The organism is Humibacillus xanthopallidus (assembly GCF_006716675.1).
In the GTDB taxonomy this organism is placed as follows: domain Bacteria; phylum Actinomycetota; class Actinomycetes; order Actinomycetales; family Dermatophilaceae; genus Humibacillus; species Humibacillus xanthopallidus_B.
On record NZ_VFPM01000001.1, the window covers coordinates 302,210 to 315,676 of the forward strand.

Annotated in this window: 8 protein-coding genes and 1 riboswitch; of the genes, 4 read left to right on the forward strand and 4 right to left on the reverse strand. The window is 71.9% G+C overall.

Annotation, left to right across the window (positions count from 1 at the left end; translation table 11 throughout):
• The first annotated feature begins 91 nt into the window (after window positions 1-91).
• Window positions 92-2,113 carry a DUF6541 family protein gene (locus FBY41_RS01245; RefSeq protein ID WP_185748836.1) on the forward strand — a complete coding sequence of 674 codons (2,022 nt, stop codon included), beginning with the start codon at window positions 92-94 and terminating at the stop codon, window positions 2,111-2,113.
• Window positions 2,114-2,207: 94 nt separating this feature from the next.
• Here FBY41_RS01245 and FBY41_RS01250 read toward each other — a convergent pair whose 3' ends face one another.
• Window positions 2,208-3,188, reverse strand: coding sequence for a glycosyltransferase family 2 protein (locus FBY41_RS01250; RefSeq protein WP_260439488.1), 981 nt, complete (start codon window positions 3,186-3,188; stop codon window positions 2,208-2,210).
• Window positions 3,189-3,457: 269 nt separating this feature from the next.
• On the opposite strand from FBY41_RS01250, the gene FBY41_RS01255 reads away from it, so the two are divergent.
• On the forward strand, window positions 3,458-5,134 hold the full coding sequence (locus FBY41_RS01255; RefSeq protein WP_141841617.1) for a CocE/NonD family hydrolase: 1,677 nt from the start codon (window positions 3,458-3,460) through the stop codon (window positions 5,132-5,134).
• Window positions 5,135-5,165: 31 nt separating this feature from the next.
• On the opposite strand, the gene FBY41_RS01260 is transcribed toward FBY41_RS01255, so the two are convergent.
• The 3 genes from FBY41_RS01260 to FBY41_RS01270 all read right to left on the reverse strand — a co-directional run bounded on the left by FBY41_RS01260 (window position 5,166) and on the right by FBY41_RS01270 (window position 10,679).
• Complete coding sequence (locus tag FBY41_RS01260; protein ID WP_141841618.1) at window positions 5,166-5,651, reverse strand: hypothetical protein; 486 nt, start codon at window positions 5,649-5,651, stop codon at window positions 5,166-5,168.
• A gap of 99 nt (window positions 5,652-5,750) precedes the next feature.
• The gene (locus FBY41_RS01265; RefSeq protein ID WP_185748837.1) at window positions 5,751-9,293 is read right to left on the reverse strand and encodes an esterase/lipase family protein; all 3,543 of its coding nucleotides are present in this window, start codon (window positions 9,291-9,293) and stop codon (window positions 5,751-5,753) included.
• Between the two features lie 222 nt (window positions 9,294-9,515).
• The gene (locus FBY41_RS01270; RefSeq protein ID WP_141841620.1) at window positions 9,516-10,679 is read right to left on the reverse strand and encodes an acyl-CoA dehydrogenase family protein; all 1,164 of its coding nucleotides are present in this window, start codon (window positions 10,677-10,679) and stop codon (window positions 9,516-9,518) included.
• A 135-nt stretch (window positions 10,680-10,814) separates the two neighbouring features.
• A riboswitch (SAM riboswitch) is annotated at window positions 10,815-10,931 on the forward strand.
• Between the two features lie 24 nt (window positions 10,932-10,955).
• On the opposite strand from FBY41_RS01270, the gene FBY41_RS01275 reads away from it, so the two are divergent.
• Window positions 10,956-12,332, forward strand: coding sequence for a bifunctional o-acetylhomoserine/o-acetylserine sulfhydrylase (locus FBY41_RS01275; protein ID WP_260439489.1), 1,377 nt, complete (start codon window positions 10,956-10,958; stop codon window positions 12,330-12,332).
• A 47-nt stretch (window positions 12,333-12,379) separates the two neighbouring features.
• Complete coding sequence (locus tag FBY41_RS01280) at window positions 12,380-13,462, forward strand: S66 family peptidase (RefSeq protein WP_260439490.1); 1,083 nt, start codon at window positions 12,380-12,382, stop codon at window positions 13,460-13,462.
• Window positions 13,463-13,467 lie beyond the last annotated feature (5 nt).

Consider the following 13,467-nt stretch of genomic DNA (forward strand, 5'->3'; position numbering starts at 1 on the left):
GAAGGGGGCCAGCCCGATTGCCGTGCTGGGTGACGATGTCGGTACAGTCGCCCCGGCCATCGACGACGACTGCCGGACGACGAGAGGGGTGGTGCAAGTGCTCACGCCGGGCACCACGTCGTGGAGCGACACCGCTCTCGTCTTCCTGGTCGCGGCGGCACTCGTCTTCCTCCCCGGTCTTGCCGGAGGGCTGCTGCTCCGCTTGCGCCCCCTTGCCGCGCTGGCGGTCGCTCCGCTGCTGTCGACGAGCTGTCTCTCGGTCTCGACCGTTGTCGCATCGGCACTCGGACTGCGCTGGGGGGTCCTACCACTCGTCGTCGGATCGCTCGTGACAGCCGCCGTGGCGGCCCTCCTCGGGGCCATCGCTCCCCGTGTCAGCGCCTCGCTGGCGGCTCGTCGCCCGGGCCCGAGCCGTTGGCTGGAGCGACCGGTCGGACCCCGCTTCGACGCCGTGTGGTGGACGACCGTCGCGAGCGCGCTCGTGGTCCTGCTCCTCGTGCTCGTCACCGTGCGGACCGAGCTGCGCACGCCCGAGGCGCTCCCCCAGGGCCCCGACACCATCTTCCACGTCGCCGCGCCGCAGTGGGGGCTCGAGAGCGGCACCCTCTCGTCCTTCGAGATCGGACGATTCAACTTCCCGACGTGGTCCGGCTTCTACCCCGCCGCGTTCTACGCCTTCACGGGGACGATCGCGCTCATCACGGGTGCGTCGGTCGTCGTCTCGACGTCGGTCTTCGTCCTCGTCCTCGTCGGGCTGGTCTGGCCGCTCGGGTGCATCGTGCTCGCGCTCACCCTGCTCGGCCGCCGGGTGGTCGTCGTGCTCTCAGCCGCGTTCCTCAGCGTGGCCTTCACGACCTACCCCTACATGCTCATGGGCTTCGGGGTCCTGTGGCCCAACCTGCTGGGTCAGGCGATCCTGCCTGCTGCACTGGCGGCCCTGGTGGGGGTCTTCCGGGCCCTCGGCAGACCGCCGTATGCCGTTGCCGACCGCCTGCGCTCGGGTCTCGTCCTCGTGGCCGGGCTCCCCGGTGTCGTCATGGCGCACCCCAACGCTCTCGTCAGCCTGTGTGTCTTCGGTGGTCTGCTCGTCCTCGGCCGCGTCCTGGGGTTCATGACCCGTCAGCCGACGTGGCCACGCCGGCTCGCGGTCCTGGGCGCCATCGTCCTCACGCTCGGCGCCGGTGCGATGGCCACCGTCGTCCTGCGGCCGGCATCCATGCTCGGCACGGGGGCCGCGGGCCCGGAGCGGCCCACTGACCTCGCGTGGCTGGACCTGCTGACCTTCGCCCCGCGCCTGACCCGCCCGTTGCCGCTGCTCGCCGCGGTCGTCGGCCTGGGAGTCGTGGCGCTGCTCGTGCGCCACCGTGGAGCCCGTTGGGTCGTGCCCGCCCTGATCGCGATGCTCTCCCTCTACTGGTTCAACATCGCGGTCGACACCGACGTCACGCGGTGGTTCACCTGGCCCTGGTACAACAACGCCGTCCGCCTCCACTCCGTGGCGATCCTGCCGGCCGTCGTCGCGGCGACTGCGGGGCTGCTCGCCCTCGTGGACCTGGTCGCGCGACTCGCCTCCCGTCGCTGGAGCCCCACCGTCGCCACCACCGTCGCAGCAGTCGTGGTGCTCGGCGCGATGAGCCTCGACGTCGGTGCCCAGCTCGACGCGCACCGGCACATCCTGCACCGCTACTTCCATCCGAAGCCGCCCGACTCCTGGGTGAGTGGCCCGGAGCTGCTGGCGCTGCGGCAGCTCTCGACGCACCTGCCAGAGGATGCGGTCGTCGCCGCCAACCCGTGGAACGGCGCCACGTACCTCTACGTCGTCAGCGGTCGGCACCTGCTGGTCCCGACGGAGAAGACCAACACACCCGGTGACCGCCGGCTGCTGGCCGCGAGTCTCGACCGGGTCGGCACGGACCCGAAGGTGTGCGCCGCGGCCAGCCGGCAAGGCGTCACCCACGCCATCACGGGCGGACAGCCCTTCTCCTGGGCGGGCAGCCGGGTCGAGGAGTACTCCGGCATCGACGGCGTCGGCAGCTCGCCGGCGTGGCGACGCGTTGCGACGTCCGCGCCGTTCACGCTGTACGAGCGGGTGGGCTGCGCAGCCGGCTCGTGAGCGCACCCCACCACCCCGGCTGCCTCTTGGCGAGCGGTGGGCGGCCGGTCTGCCACCGTGGTGCTGCCGGTCTGTCGGCCCGGCGGTGCTCTGGTCAGCGGGTCAGGCGGCGCGGGCTGGTGATGAAGCCGATCCCCCACGCCCAGTGCATCGTCGCGAGCACGGCCGGCGTCGCGACCCGGGTGCGAGCGGACTCACCGCGCGAGATGGCGGCGCCACCCGCGACGATCCCGGCGGCATACGCGGCGGGCACGGCCCACGCGGGGGCCCAGAAGAAGCCCGCCACGGTGGCGGCGGTCGTCACGACGACCATCGTGGGGGGCGCGAGGTAGCGGGGGTTGATCGTGCCCTCGTGGTGACGAGCCACGACGCGGCGCCACCGGCCGTAGTGGAAGTACTGCTTGGCGAGGGCCGTGACCGAGGCCCGGGGCCGGTAGGTCACCCGCAGGTCCGGGGTGAACCACACGGTGCCGCCGGACTCGCGGATGCGGTGGTTCATCTCCCAGTCCTGGGCGCGGGCGAAGTGGGGGTCGTACCCGCCCACGCGCTCGAGCGCCGAGCGACGGAACACGCCGAGGTAGACGGTGTCGGCCGGACCGGGCTCACCACCGGTGTGGAAGCGAGCGCTGCCGACCCCGATGGGGCTGCGCATCGCGCACGCGACGGCGCGCTCGAAGTCGGTGCTCCCCCGGGCGTCCATGATGCCGCCGACGTTGTCGGCGTCGACCCGCTCGAGCTCCGCGACCGCGACGCGGATGTAGTCGTCGGGGATCTCGGCGTGGCCGTCGACACGGACGATGATCTCGCCGGTCGCGGCGCCGATGGCGGCGTTGAGCCCGTCCGGGGTGCGTCCGGACGGGTTGGGTACGAGACGGACCCGGGGGTCGTGCGCGGCCACGTCGGCTGCCACCTCGTCGGTGCGGTCACGCGACGGGCCGAGGGCGAGCACGACCTCGAGCGGCCCCGGGTAGTCCTGGGCGAGGATCATGGCCACGGCGTCGCGCAGGTGCCGCTCCTCGTTGAGCAGCGGCATGATGACGCTGACCGGAGGGGTGGCCCCAGAGGTGGCGGTCACGCTGTCGTCCTTCGTCGTCGTCGGGCTTGGGCCGCAGGCGGCCGAGGGCGGCTGAGTCCGATCCAGCCGGCCGGGTCGAGCGCGGGCAAGCCTACTTGAGCGACCAGCCCGGGCTGAACCGTCGCGGCCCGGGCGGGACGGGAGCGAGACGGAGCCGTGCGGGGGCCGGTCGGGCGCCGCGGTCCGGGTGGTTGTCGCGGTTGCGGGTGGCGTGCGGGGCTCGTGTGACACCATCGTCGCGTCCAGCACCCAGCGACGGGACGACCTCGATGACGACACCTGCCCGGCACGGCTCCGAGACCCCGCGTCTGCCGGCCTTCGAGCGGGTGCGCCACTGGCAGCTGACCCGAAGCCTCGAGTCCGTGCCGGTGAGCGAGGTCGTCGTCGAGCGTGGCGTCCGCGTGGCCATGTCTGACGGCACGGTCCTGCTCACCGACCACTGGGTGCCGACGACGCCCAGCCCCGGCGCGCCCGTCCTGCTGACGCGCACGCCCTACGGGCGGGACGGGTTCGGCGCCGAAGCACTCACCTTCGCGGAGCGCGGCCACCACGTCGTCGTGCAGAGCTGCCGGGGGCACTTCGGCTCGGAGGGGACGTTCAACCCCTTCTTCGACGAGACCTCCGACGGTCTCGACTGCGTCGCGTGGATCGAGGAGCAACCCTGGTTCACCGGGCGGATCCACACCTACGGCGGCAGCTACGTCGGCATGACGCAGTGGGCGCTCACGCCGCGGCTGCCCGACTCGGTCGAGGCCATGGTCATCGGCATCTCGGCCCGGTCGTTCCTGCGCTCGATCATCCACCACCGCGGGGGGTTCGGCCTCGAGACCGCCGTCGCCTGGCACGTCGTGCTCGGCTCGATGGAGGACTCGGCCGTGAGGCAGGTCCGCACCCAGCTCGCCGCGCGGGGCGCCGTGGCGCGTGGCGGCGACGCGATCCCCCCGACACGGGCGGTCGAGCGGGCGACGGGCACCGACACCCCGTTCTTCCAGGACTGGTTGGCCCACGACCCCGACGACCCCTGGTGGGCACCGACCGACTTCGAGCTGTCTCCCTCCGTCGTGCCCCCGCTCGTGCTCGTCGCCGGCTTCTACGACCTCTTCGGCCATGCCCAGGTCGAGGACTTCGTCGCCCTCCGTGCGGCCGGTCGGCCCGTGCGGCTCGTCGCCGGTCCGTGGACGCACGTGTCACCCGAGATCAGCCGGGTCGCGATCGCGGAGTCGTTGCGCCAGCTCGCCGGGGTCGAGGCCGCGCACGCCGAGCCGGCAGTGCGCATACGGCCGATCGGCGGGTCCTCCTGGCTGAGCTTCGACGCGTGGCCCCCGCCCGGCCACCTCCTCACCCTGCACCCGCACGAGGACGGCAGCCTGCGCCCCGACCCTCCGGCGCGCGCGGCGCGGGTGGGCTACCACTACGACCCCGCGCAGCCCACCCCGATGGGCGGTGGCCGGTCGCTCAACGTCTGGACCGCCGGGCGCCGTGACCAGAAGGTCCGTGAGGAGCGCGACGACGTGCTCGTGTGGACGAGCGGCCCGCTGACCCGCGACACCCTCGTCGCGGGCGAGGTCGAGGTCACCGTCGAGATGGCCTCGACCAACCCGACCGTCGACCTCTTCGCCCGCCTCTGCGAGGTCGACCGGCGGGGCCGGTCATGGAACCTCGCCGACGGCTACCTGCGCGCCACGCACGACGGCACCGAGCGCGGGCGGCTCGGACCCGTCCGCCGCCACGTCGTCACCCTCGGGGCGATGGCGGCGCAGGTGCGCCGCGGCCACCGCCTGCGGCTGCAGGTCTCGAGCGGCGCGCATCCCCTCCACCTGCGCAACCCCGGCACCGACGACCCCGTGCGCGACTTCAGCAAGCTCGTCGGCAGCGACCAGCAGGTCGGGCTCGGCCCGGCCTCCACCCACGTCGTCATCCCGATCGCCGAGGTGCCCGGCTCCTGAGTGCGGACTCGGAGCCGTCGCGGGCCCGGCCTCAGCCCGGACGGGTCGCCGACACGGTGACCGTGACGACGGATCGGCTGCCGGCCGGGGCCTTGTCGCCGGACGCGACGGCGCGGGCCACGACGTTCGCCACCGTGCCGGGGTCGCTCGCGAGGGCGCCACTGCCCTGCCAGCCACCGATGGGTCCGCCGCGGTTGTCGATGAAACGCCACTGCGCGTCGAACTTCGCGTGCACGTCCTGGCCGACCTCGGCGGGCGTGCGGGGAGAGGCGTAGACGACCGTGGCCGTCGACGAGTTGCGGATGGCCGCATTGCCCCCGCCCTTGGCACTCGTCCTCGACAGCTCCGCGGCTCCAGGGGGGACACTCAGGACGTCGAGCGTGAGGAGCCTGTCGATGACCTGCTGGTCGGCTGCATCGGTGTTCGTGCAGGCACCGAGCCCGGCCGCGACGACGACCACGGCGGCCGCCGTGAGCGTCGTCGCCACCGCGAGGCGTCTAGCCCGTCCACGCATCATGCCTCCAGTCTCGTCCGTCGCGGGGCACCCTCGGGGCGCATTCGCACCGCCCCGCCGCTACCCCGTCGCGCCCCCACGGGAGGCAGTCGGCTGCGGCGTTCACAGCGTCGCCTGCAGCGTCGAGGCATACCCGGTGAGGCGTGCGCGCCAGTCCGGGTCGACGCCGGTCGCCTTGCCCACGTCAGTGACGAAGACACCGAGGAGGCTGCGGGCCGTTGCCGGATCGCCGCCGGCGATGGCCCGGGCGACCCGCTCGAGGCGGTTCGACTCCGAGACGTAGAGACCGAACGGCGACACGGCGTCGCTGTCCTGCGCCGCCTTCCACATCTGCTGCAGCGTCGTGACGTTGGGGGTGCCCCCGACCCACTGGCTCGAGTCGAGGACTCGGGTCTGGACCTGGTGGACCCGGTCGGTGTTGCGAGGGTTGTCCACGGCAGTGAGGGTCAGCCCGGTGAGCGAGTACCGGCCGGAGCCGTTGGCTCCGACGAGCTCACCCGGGAAGTCGACGGAATACGCGGGCCGTCCCGCTGGGAGGGTCACCGTCCTGTCGAACGTCCCGACGACGAGCCCGGTCGGCGAGAGCAGCGTGGCCGAGAGCAGGTAGTCGCCGGGCGTCGGAACCGACACGGCACCGGCGAAGCGCAGCGTGTCATAGCGCCCGTCGCGGTTGCTGTCGACGCTGCTCGGGGCAGGACGCGACAGGACCACCTGCGCCGTCGGCACCTGAGCCGTCGCGAAGGGACCGGTCGAGCCGATCGTCGTCTGTCGAGCGACGATCCGACGGGTCGCGGTCCCCTCGGTGAGGACGGCGGCGGTGACGTCGTAGGGCCCGTCGACACCGGTCAGGAGGAGCTCGCGGACGGGGACGTCGAGGTTGACGACACCGGCTCCCTCCTGCAGCTGCGCGCTGCCGCCCGCGCTCAGGACGGCGCCGGCGCTCGTCGCGAGGTCCACCGCGACCTGGTAGGTCCCGGCGGCCGCGACGTCGACCCCGACGGGAATCCGGAACACGTCCGGCTTGCCGTCGCCGGTCGTGTCGACGAGCGACGTCCCGCCGACTCCGGTGAACGACCCGGTGCCGTCGGCCACGACGACGCCGCTGGTCAGCATGCGCGAACGGCCGGCGACGTCCACGCTGATGTCGACCGGGACGAAGCTGCCGGCCGGCGGCAGGAACGAGCCGCGGAAGACGTCTGCCGCGGAGTCGTACGTGAGCGTCGTCGTGCGCTGCGTCGCCCCGTCCTGCCAGGCTGCGGAGACGGTGCCGGCCTTGGCCGCGGCCGAGCTGACGCCCGGGACCTTGACGGCAAGCTGCGTCGCCGCTCCGGGCGCCCCCGGGGTCACGGTCACGGTCGCCGTGGTCGGCCCTGCGAGGACGGTGCTCAGCAGGCCGACCTGCGCGGCGCCGCTCGGCGTGACCTGGACGCGGCGAGTCTGGCCGGCGAGACCCGTCAGGGCGACCTGGTAGCCGGTGTCACCGAAGAGGTCGACCGGGGTGACGGTCGCCGACGTGTCGGGCGCCCCGGCCGTGTCGGTGACACTGACGGTCGCCGTGACACCCGCCGGGAGGACGACGGTCGCCCGCGCGCGGTCGCCCCCCTCCGGGTCGACGGTGAACGCCGCCGGAGTGGTCGGGGAGCCGAGGGCCGTGCGCGGCACCTGGTCGGCCGACGCCGCCGAGCCGAAGACGTCATCGGTCGACGTGGTCGAGGTGCTCGACGTGCTGGCCGAGGCGCGAAGCGCGGTCCGGCCCCCGCAGGAGCCGCCCGCCAGCCACTGGTTGCCCACGCTGTCGAGCGGGTAGAGCTCGGCGAGCACTCTCGTGATCGGGCAGGCGCCGGTGCGCATCCCCGTGTGGTCGGCGTCGAAGAGGGGCGAGAGGGCCTGCGCCAGCCCGTCGCTGTATGCCGTGGTGCGCGCGAACGCACTCTCGACGCAGACCACCGTGTCGCCGTGCATGATGCCGTCCGCCCCGCCCTTGCACTTGGCCAGGGCGTTGGCGCCGTTGCACGACACGCGTCCCGTGCCCCCGCAGTCCCCCGCGGCCACGACCTTGAGGTGCTCCGGGTGGTCACGGACGATGACGTTGAAGACGTCCCGCATGTAGCCGGTCTGGAGGTCGAAGAGGCCGTCCGCCTCCGTCTCGCAGGGACCCATCTCGGCGAACGGCTTGTCGCCGATTCCGAACGGCAGGCGCCGCAGGACGCACAGCGTGTCGGCCGAGCCGGAGCCGCCGTTGGGTGTGGCCAGCATGCCGAGCGAGTCGAACAGCTCGGGGTGGTTCCACATCGCCACCCGTGTGTCGAGTCCGCCCTTGGAGTGGGCGATGACGTTCGCCTTCGGCGCGCCCGCCTGCGGCAGCAGCGTGCCGCGCGTGTAGTCCACGATGGCCTGACCGTTCGTCCACACGCTCGTGATCGCACCCGTCGGCACGCTCTGGCGACCGCTGAGGTTGGGGACGGTGTTCGCGGCCTCCTGCAGGGCCACGTCCATGTCCGACGCCTGCCCGGTGATGCCGTGGGCGCCGAGCAGCGGGTAGGTCGTGACCGGCCGGCCCCCGGAGACGACCTCGATGTCGCGGGTCACGATCTTCTCGGCGGCGTTGTCTGCCAGCGTCGTCACCGAGATCGGCTGCATCCCGACGAGGAAGGGCTCGACCGGGGTGACGGTCCACGTCACCTGCTGCGTCTGGTTCGTGTCGAGCGGATCGGTCAGCGCCACCACCGTGGGCTCGGCGACGGTGAACCCGGAGGGCACGTAGAGCCTGGCGAACCCGTTCGTCGCAGGCCCGGTGCCGACGTTCGTGACGTAGACGCTGACCTGGAACGGCGAGCCGAGCGCTGCCTGCGCGGGCGCGAGCACCGTCATGCTGAGCGGGGGTCGCAGGTCCGAGCTCGTGCTCGCCCGCCCGTAGCGCGTCGTGAAGGTCACCGACTCACCCGCGGGGATGGTGCCCCCGGTGGACGGGGGGCGGAAGTATGCCGCGACAGCACTGTCGTAGGTGATCGGCGTGGCCGGGTTGGTCGTCACGTCCCAGACGTTGCGCGAGAGGTTCGGCCACGTGCCGAAGACCACCCGGCTGGGGACGATCTCGCCGGGGACCTTGAGCAGGCCCGCGCCGATGTGCTCGGGGTCCTGGAAGTTGGCGAAGGCGGCATAGAAGTCCGGGACGTCCGACCCGGAGAACTCCCGTTCGGTCGTGACCGGCCCGACTCCGGGGATCTGGAAGGGGGCACCGTCGTTGTAGTTCAGCTCGGTGTCGAGCATGACGCGCAGCTCCGCCGGCTGGGCCTCACCCGTCGGGTTCGCGATCGTGTAGCTCGCCTTGACCATGTCGAGACGGTTGGGGGTGAACCCCTCCCCGATCTCGAGCCGCTGGGTCACCCGCAGCCCAGAGGGCAGGAGGTACTCGCGCTCCGAGACCGTGTCGGGGCTGCCCGGTGCGGCGTCCACCGATCGCACGGGGGAGACATCCTCGCCGAGGACGTACGTGCCGCTCCCCGACTTCACCGTCGTGAAGGAGGTGCCCGGCCCGTAGGGCCACCGGTACATGAGATCCCAGCTGCCCGCTTGGGGCTCGCACCGGTCGTTCGTCCCCACCCCGGCGTTGAAGAACCCCGCCGCGTCGACCTGGTAGGCCACGTGCTGGGTACAGGGGTCGGGCGCCGCAGGCGGCGTATCCTTCCCCTCCGCGGTCGCCGATGCGACCGGGAAGACCAGTGCCGACACGAGAGTCGCGCACACCGCCAACAACCATCCACGACGCATCTTTGCCCCTGACCGCGAACCAGTGATGGTCGGACGCTAGCGAGGCAACGGCCGGTTTGGACCGAAATGGATAAGTTGCGTACAGGCGATGGTCGGCTACCGCAGCAGCGACCGCGCCATGACGATGCGCTGGACCTGGTTCGTGCCCTCGTAGATCTGGGTGATCTTCGCGTCGCGCATCATCCGCTCGAGCGGGAAGTCCGTCGTGTAGCCGGCCCCACCGAGCAGCTGCACGGCGTCGGTCGTGATCTTCATCGCGACGTCGGAGGCGTAGCACTTGGCCGCAGCGCCGAAGAACGTGAGGTCCTTGTCTCCCCGCTCGGACTTCGCTGCCGCGACGTAGACCATCTGGCGCGCGGCCTCGAGCTCCATCGCCATGTCGGCGAGCATGAACTGGATGCCCTGGAAGTCGGCGATGCGCTTGCCGAACTGCTTGCGCTCCTTGACGTAGGCCAGCGCCTGGTCGAGCGCACCCTGCGCGATCCCGACCGCTTGCGCCCCGATCGTGACGCGGGTGTGGTCGAGGGTGTGCAGCGCGAGCTTGAGCCCGCCGCCGACCTCGCCGACGACGCGGTCGGCCGGCAGTCGCACGTTGTCGAAGTGCAGCTCACGTGTGGGGCTGCCCTTGATGCCGAGCTTGCGCTCCTTCTCACCGAAGGTGAAGCCGGCGTCGGACTTCTCGACGACGAAGGCCGTGACGTTGCCACCGCGCGGACCGTCGGGGTCGGTGACGGCGAGCACCGTGTAGTACTCGGAGACGCCCGCGTTCGTGATCCACGACTTCTGGCCAGAGAGCACCCACTCGTCGCCGTCTTGGCGCGCGCGGCACTTCATGGCGGCCGTGTCGGAGCCGGCCTCGCGCTCGGACAGGCCGTAGGAGAAGGTCGTCTTCCCCTGGGCGAGCGGCGTGAGGTAGCGCGCCTTGAGCTCCTCGCTACCGGCGAGGATGAGCGGCAGCGACCCCAGCTTGTTGACCGCGGGGATGAGCGAGCTCGACGCGCAGACCCGCGCGACCTCCTCGATGACGATGCAGGTCGCGAGCGCGTCGGCGCCGACACCGTCGTACTCCTCCGGCACGTGCGGTGCGAAGAAGTCGGAGGCGACGAGGGCGTCGTGCGCCTCCTGCGGGTAGCGGGCCTCCGCATCGACGGCCGCGGCATACGGCGCGATCTTGTCCTCGGAGACCGCTCGGACCGCCTCACGCAGGGCCTCGTGGTCCTCGCTCGTGCGGAACAGGTCGAAGTCGGTGTCGGTGCTCACGGTGGGATCCTACTCACCGGTTCGGATTAGTAGGACGTCCTCGTGATCGACGCCACGCCCGCCCCGGCCCCGCGCCCGTCCACGATGAGGACGGCCGTTTCCGGCCTCGGAATCCTCCCTCGTAGACTGCCCTCAGGTCATGAGCGCCAGCGACAAGCCCCGGCTCGCTGGCCGGCAACCCTCCAACCGCGGTGGGGTGCCCCGGGTGAAGACCTGGCCCGTCGCCGTCCGGCGCACGGGCAAGCGCGGAGACTCCTCTCCCGCACCGCCTCGTCGGTGCTCGGGCCATCGCCGGCCCGGTCGTCGACACGAACGAGAAAGTCGAGCACCACGATGACCGACGGCCCCAACTGGTCCTTCGAGACCAAGCAGATCCACGCCGGGCAGAGCGCCGACAGCGCCACGGGCGCCCGGGCCCTGCCGATCTACCAGACGACGAGCTACGTCTTCAACGACACCGACCACGCGGCAAACCTGTTCGGGCTCAAGGAGTTCGGCAACATCTACACGCGCATCATGAACCCGACGACCGACGTCGTCGAGCAGCGCATCGCCGCCCTCGAGGGCGGCGTCGGGGCCCTCCTCGTGGCCTCCGGCCAGTCGGCGACGACCCTCGCGCTGCTCAACATCGCCGAGGCCGGCGACCACATCGTCGCCTCGCCCAGCCTCTACGGCGGCACCGTCAACCTCCTGAAGTTCACCTTCCCCAAGCTCGGGATCGAGGTGAGCTTCGTCGAGGACCCGACCTCGCTGGAGTCGTGGCGCGCGGCCGTGCGGCCCAACACCAAGGCCTTCTTCGGCGAGACGATCGCCAACCCCAAGGCCGAGGTGCTCGACATCGAGGCCGTGGCCGCGCTCGCCCACGAGCACGGCGTGCCGCTCGTCGTCGACAACACCATCGCGACCCCCTACGTCATCCGTCCCATCGAGTGGGGCGCCGACGTCGTCGTGCACTCGGCGACGAAGTACCTCGGTGGCCACGGCACGTCGATCGCCGGCGTCATCGTCGACGCGGGCCGGTTCGACTACGCGGCGGACCCGGAGAAGTTCCCCAACTACAACACCCCGGAGGAGAGCTACCACGGTCTCGTCTTCGCGCGCGACCTCGGCGTCGGGAGCGCCCTCGGCGCCAACCTCGCCTACATCCTCAAGGCCCGGGTGCAGCTGCTGCGCGACCTCGGCCCGGCGGCGGCCCCCTTCAACGCCTTCCTCGTCGCGCAGGGCATCGAGACGTTGTCGCTGCGCATCGAGCGCCACCTCGACAACGCCGCGAAGGTGGCAGCGTTCCTCCAGGACCACGACCAGGTCGAGAGGGTCGTGTGGGCCTCCCTGCCCGACAGCCCCTCCTACGAGCTCGCGCAGAAGTACGCCCCACGAGGCGCCGGCGCCGTGCTCTCCTTCGAGATCGCGGGAGGCCTCGAGGCGGGCAAGAAGTTCGTCGAGGCGCTGACCCTGCACAGCCATGTCGCCAACATCGGCGACGTGCGCTCGCTCGTCATCCACCCGGCGTCGACGACGCACTCGCAGGGTCCCGAGGAGGACCGGCTCGCCGCCGGCGTCACCCCGGGGCTCGTCCGCCTCTCCGTCGGCATCGAGCACATCGACGACATCATCGCCGACCTCGAGCAGGGCTTCGCCGCCGCCAAGGCCTGACCCCCAGCCGGCCCGCCCCGCCGAAAAGTGGGCTGAGGCGGATCGGCATGACTGGCACAGTGGCAGTCATGCCGATCCGCTACCCCGCTCCCCTGCGCCCCGGTGACCGCATCGGGGTCACCTCCCCGAGCTCCGGCGTCGCCGACGACCTCTGGCCCCGCTTGACGTATGCCGTGGACTTCTTGCGCCACAAGGGTTTCGACGTCGTCGTGGGCGAGCTCAACCACACCTCTCGCCACTCCCCCTCGCACGTCAGCGGCCCTCGCGAGGCGCGCGCCGCCGAACTCATGTCCATGCTGCTCGACCCCTCGATCCGCGCCGTCGTGCCGCCGTGGGGCGGCGAGACGTGCATCGACCTCATCGACCTGCTCGACTGGGGCGCCGTCGCAGCGGCCGAGCCGACGTGGTGCGTCGGCTTCTCCGACACCTCGACCTGGCTGACCTCGCTGACGGTCACCACGGGGATCGCGACGATCCACGGGCAGAACCTCATGGACACCCCCTACACGCTGCCGGACGGCATACGGCACTGGGTCGACGTCGCGACCACCCCACCCGGCGGCGAGATCGTGCAGCGCTCCCCCGGCGTCTTCCGGACGACGGGGCACGACGACTACGCGGCCGAGCCGGAGGTGTCCGACTACCGGCTCGACGGGCGCGGCGGCTGGGTGCGTCTCGACCCGGGCCACGCGGGCGAGCCGGTGACCCTCGCCGGACGGCTTGTCGCGGGCTGCGTCGAGACGGTCGGCTTCCTCGCCGGTGGGCGGTTCGCCGACCTCGACGCCTTCGCCGACACCCACGCGCCCGAGGGCATCGTCCACGTGCTCGACATCGCCGAGTGGGCATCGACCGACATCTGCAGGGCCCTGCACGCGATGCGGCTGCGCGGCTGGTTCGACCGCTCCACCGGCATCGTCGTCTCACGCACGCGCGCACCGGGCCTGCCGGACTTCTCGCAGCACGACGCCGTGCGCGACGCCCTCGGGATGCTCGGCGTGCCGATCCTCGCCGACGTCGAGTGCGGGCACGTGCCGCCCTTCCTCGCGCTCGTGCAGGGAGCCGAGACGACCGTCTCCTTCGAGGAGGTCGACGGGGTGGGGCTGGGCACCGTCACCCAACGGCTGACCTGAGCGTC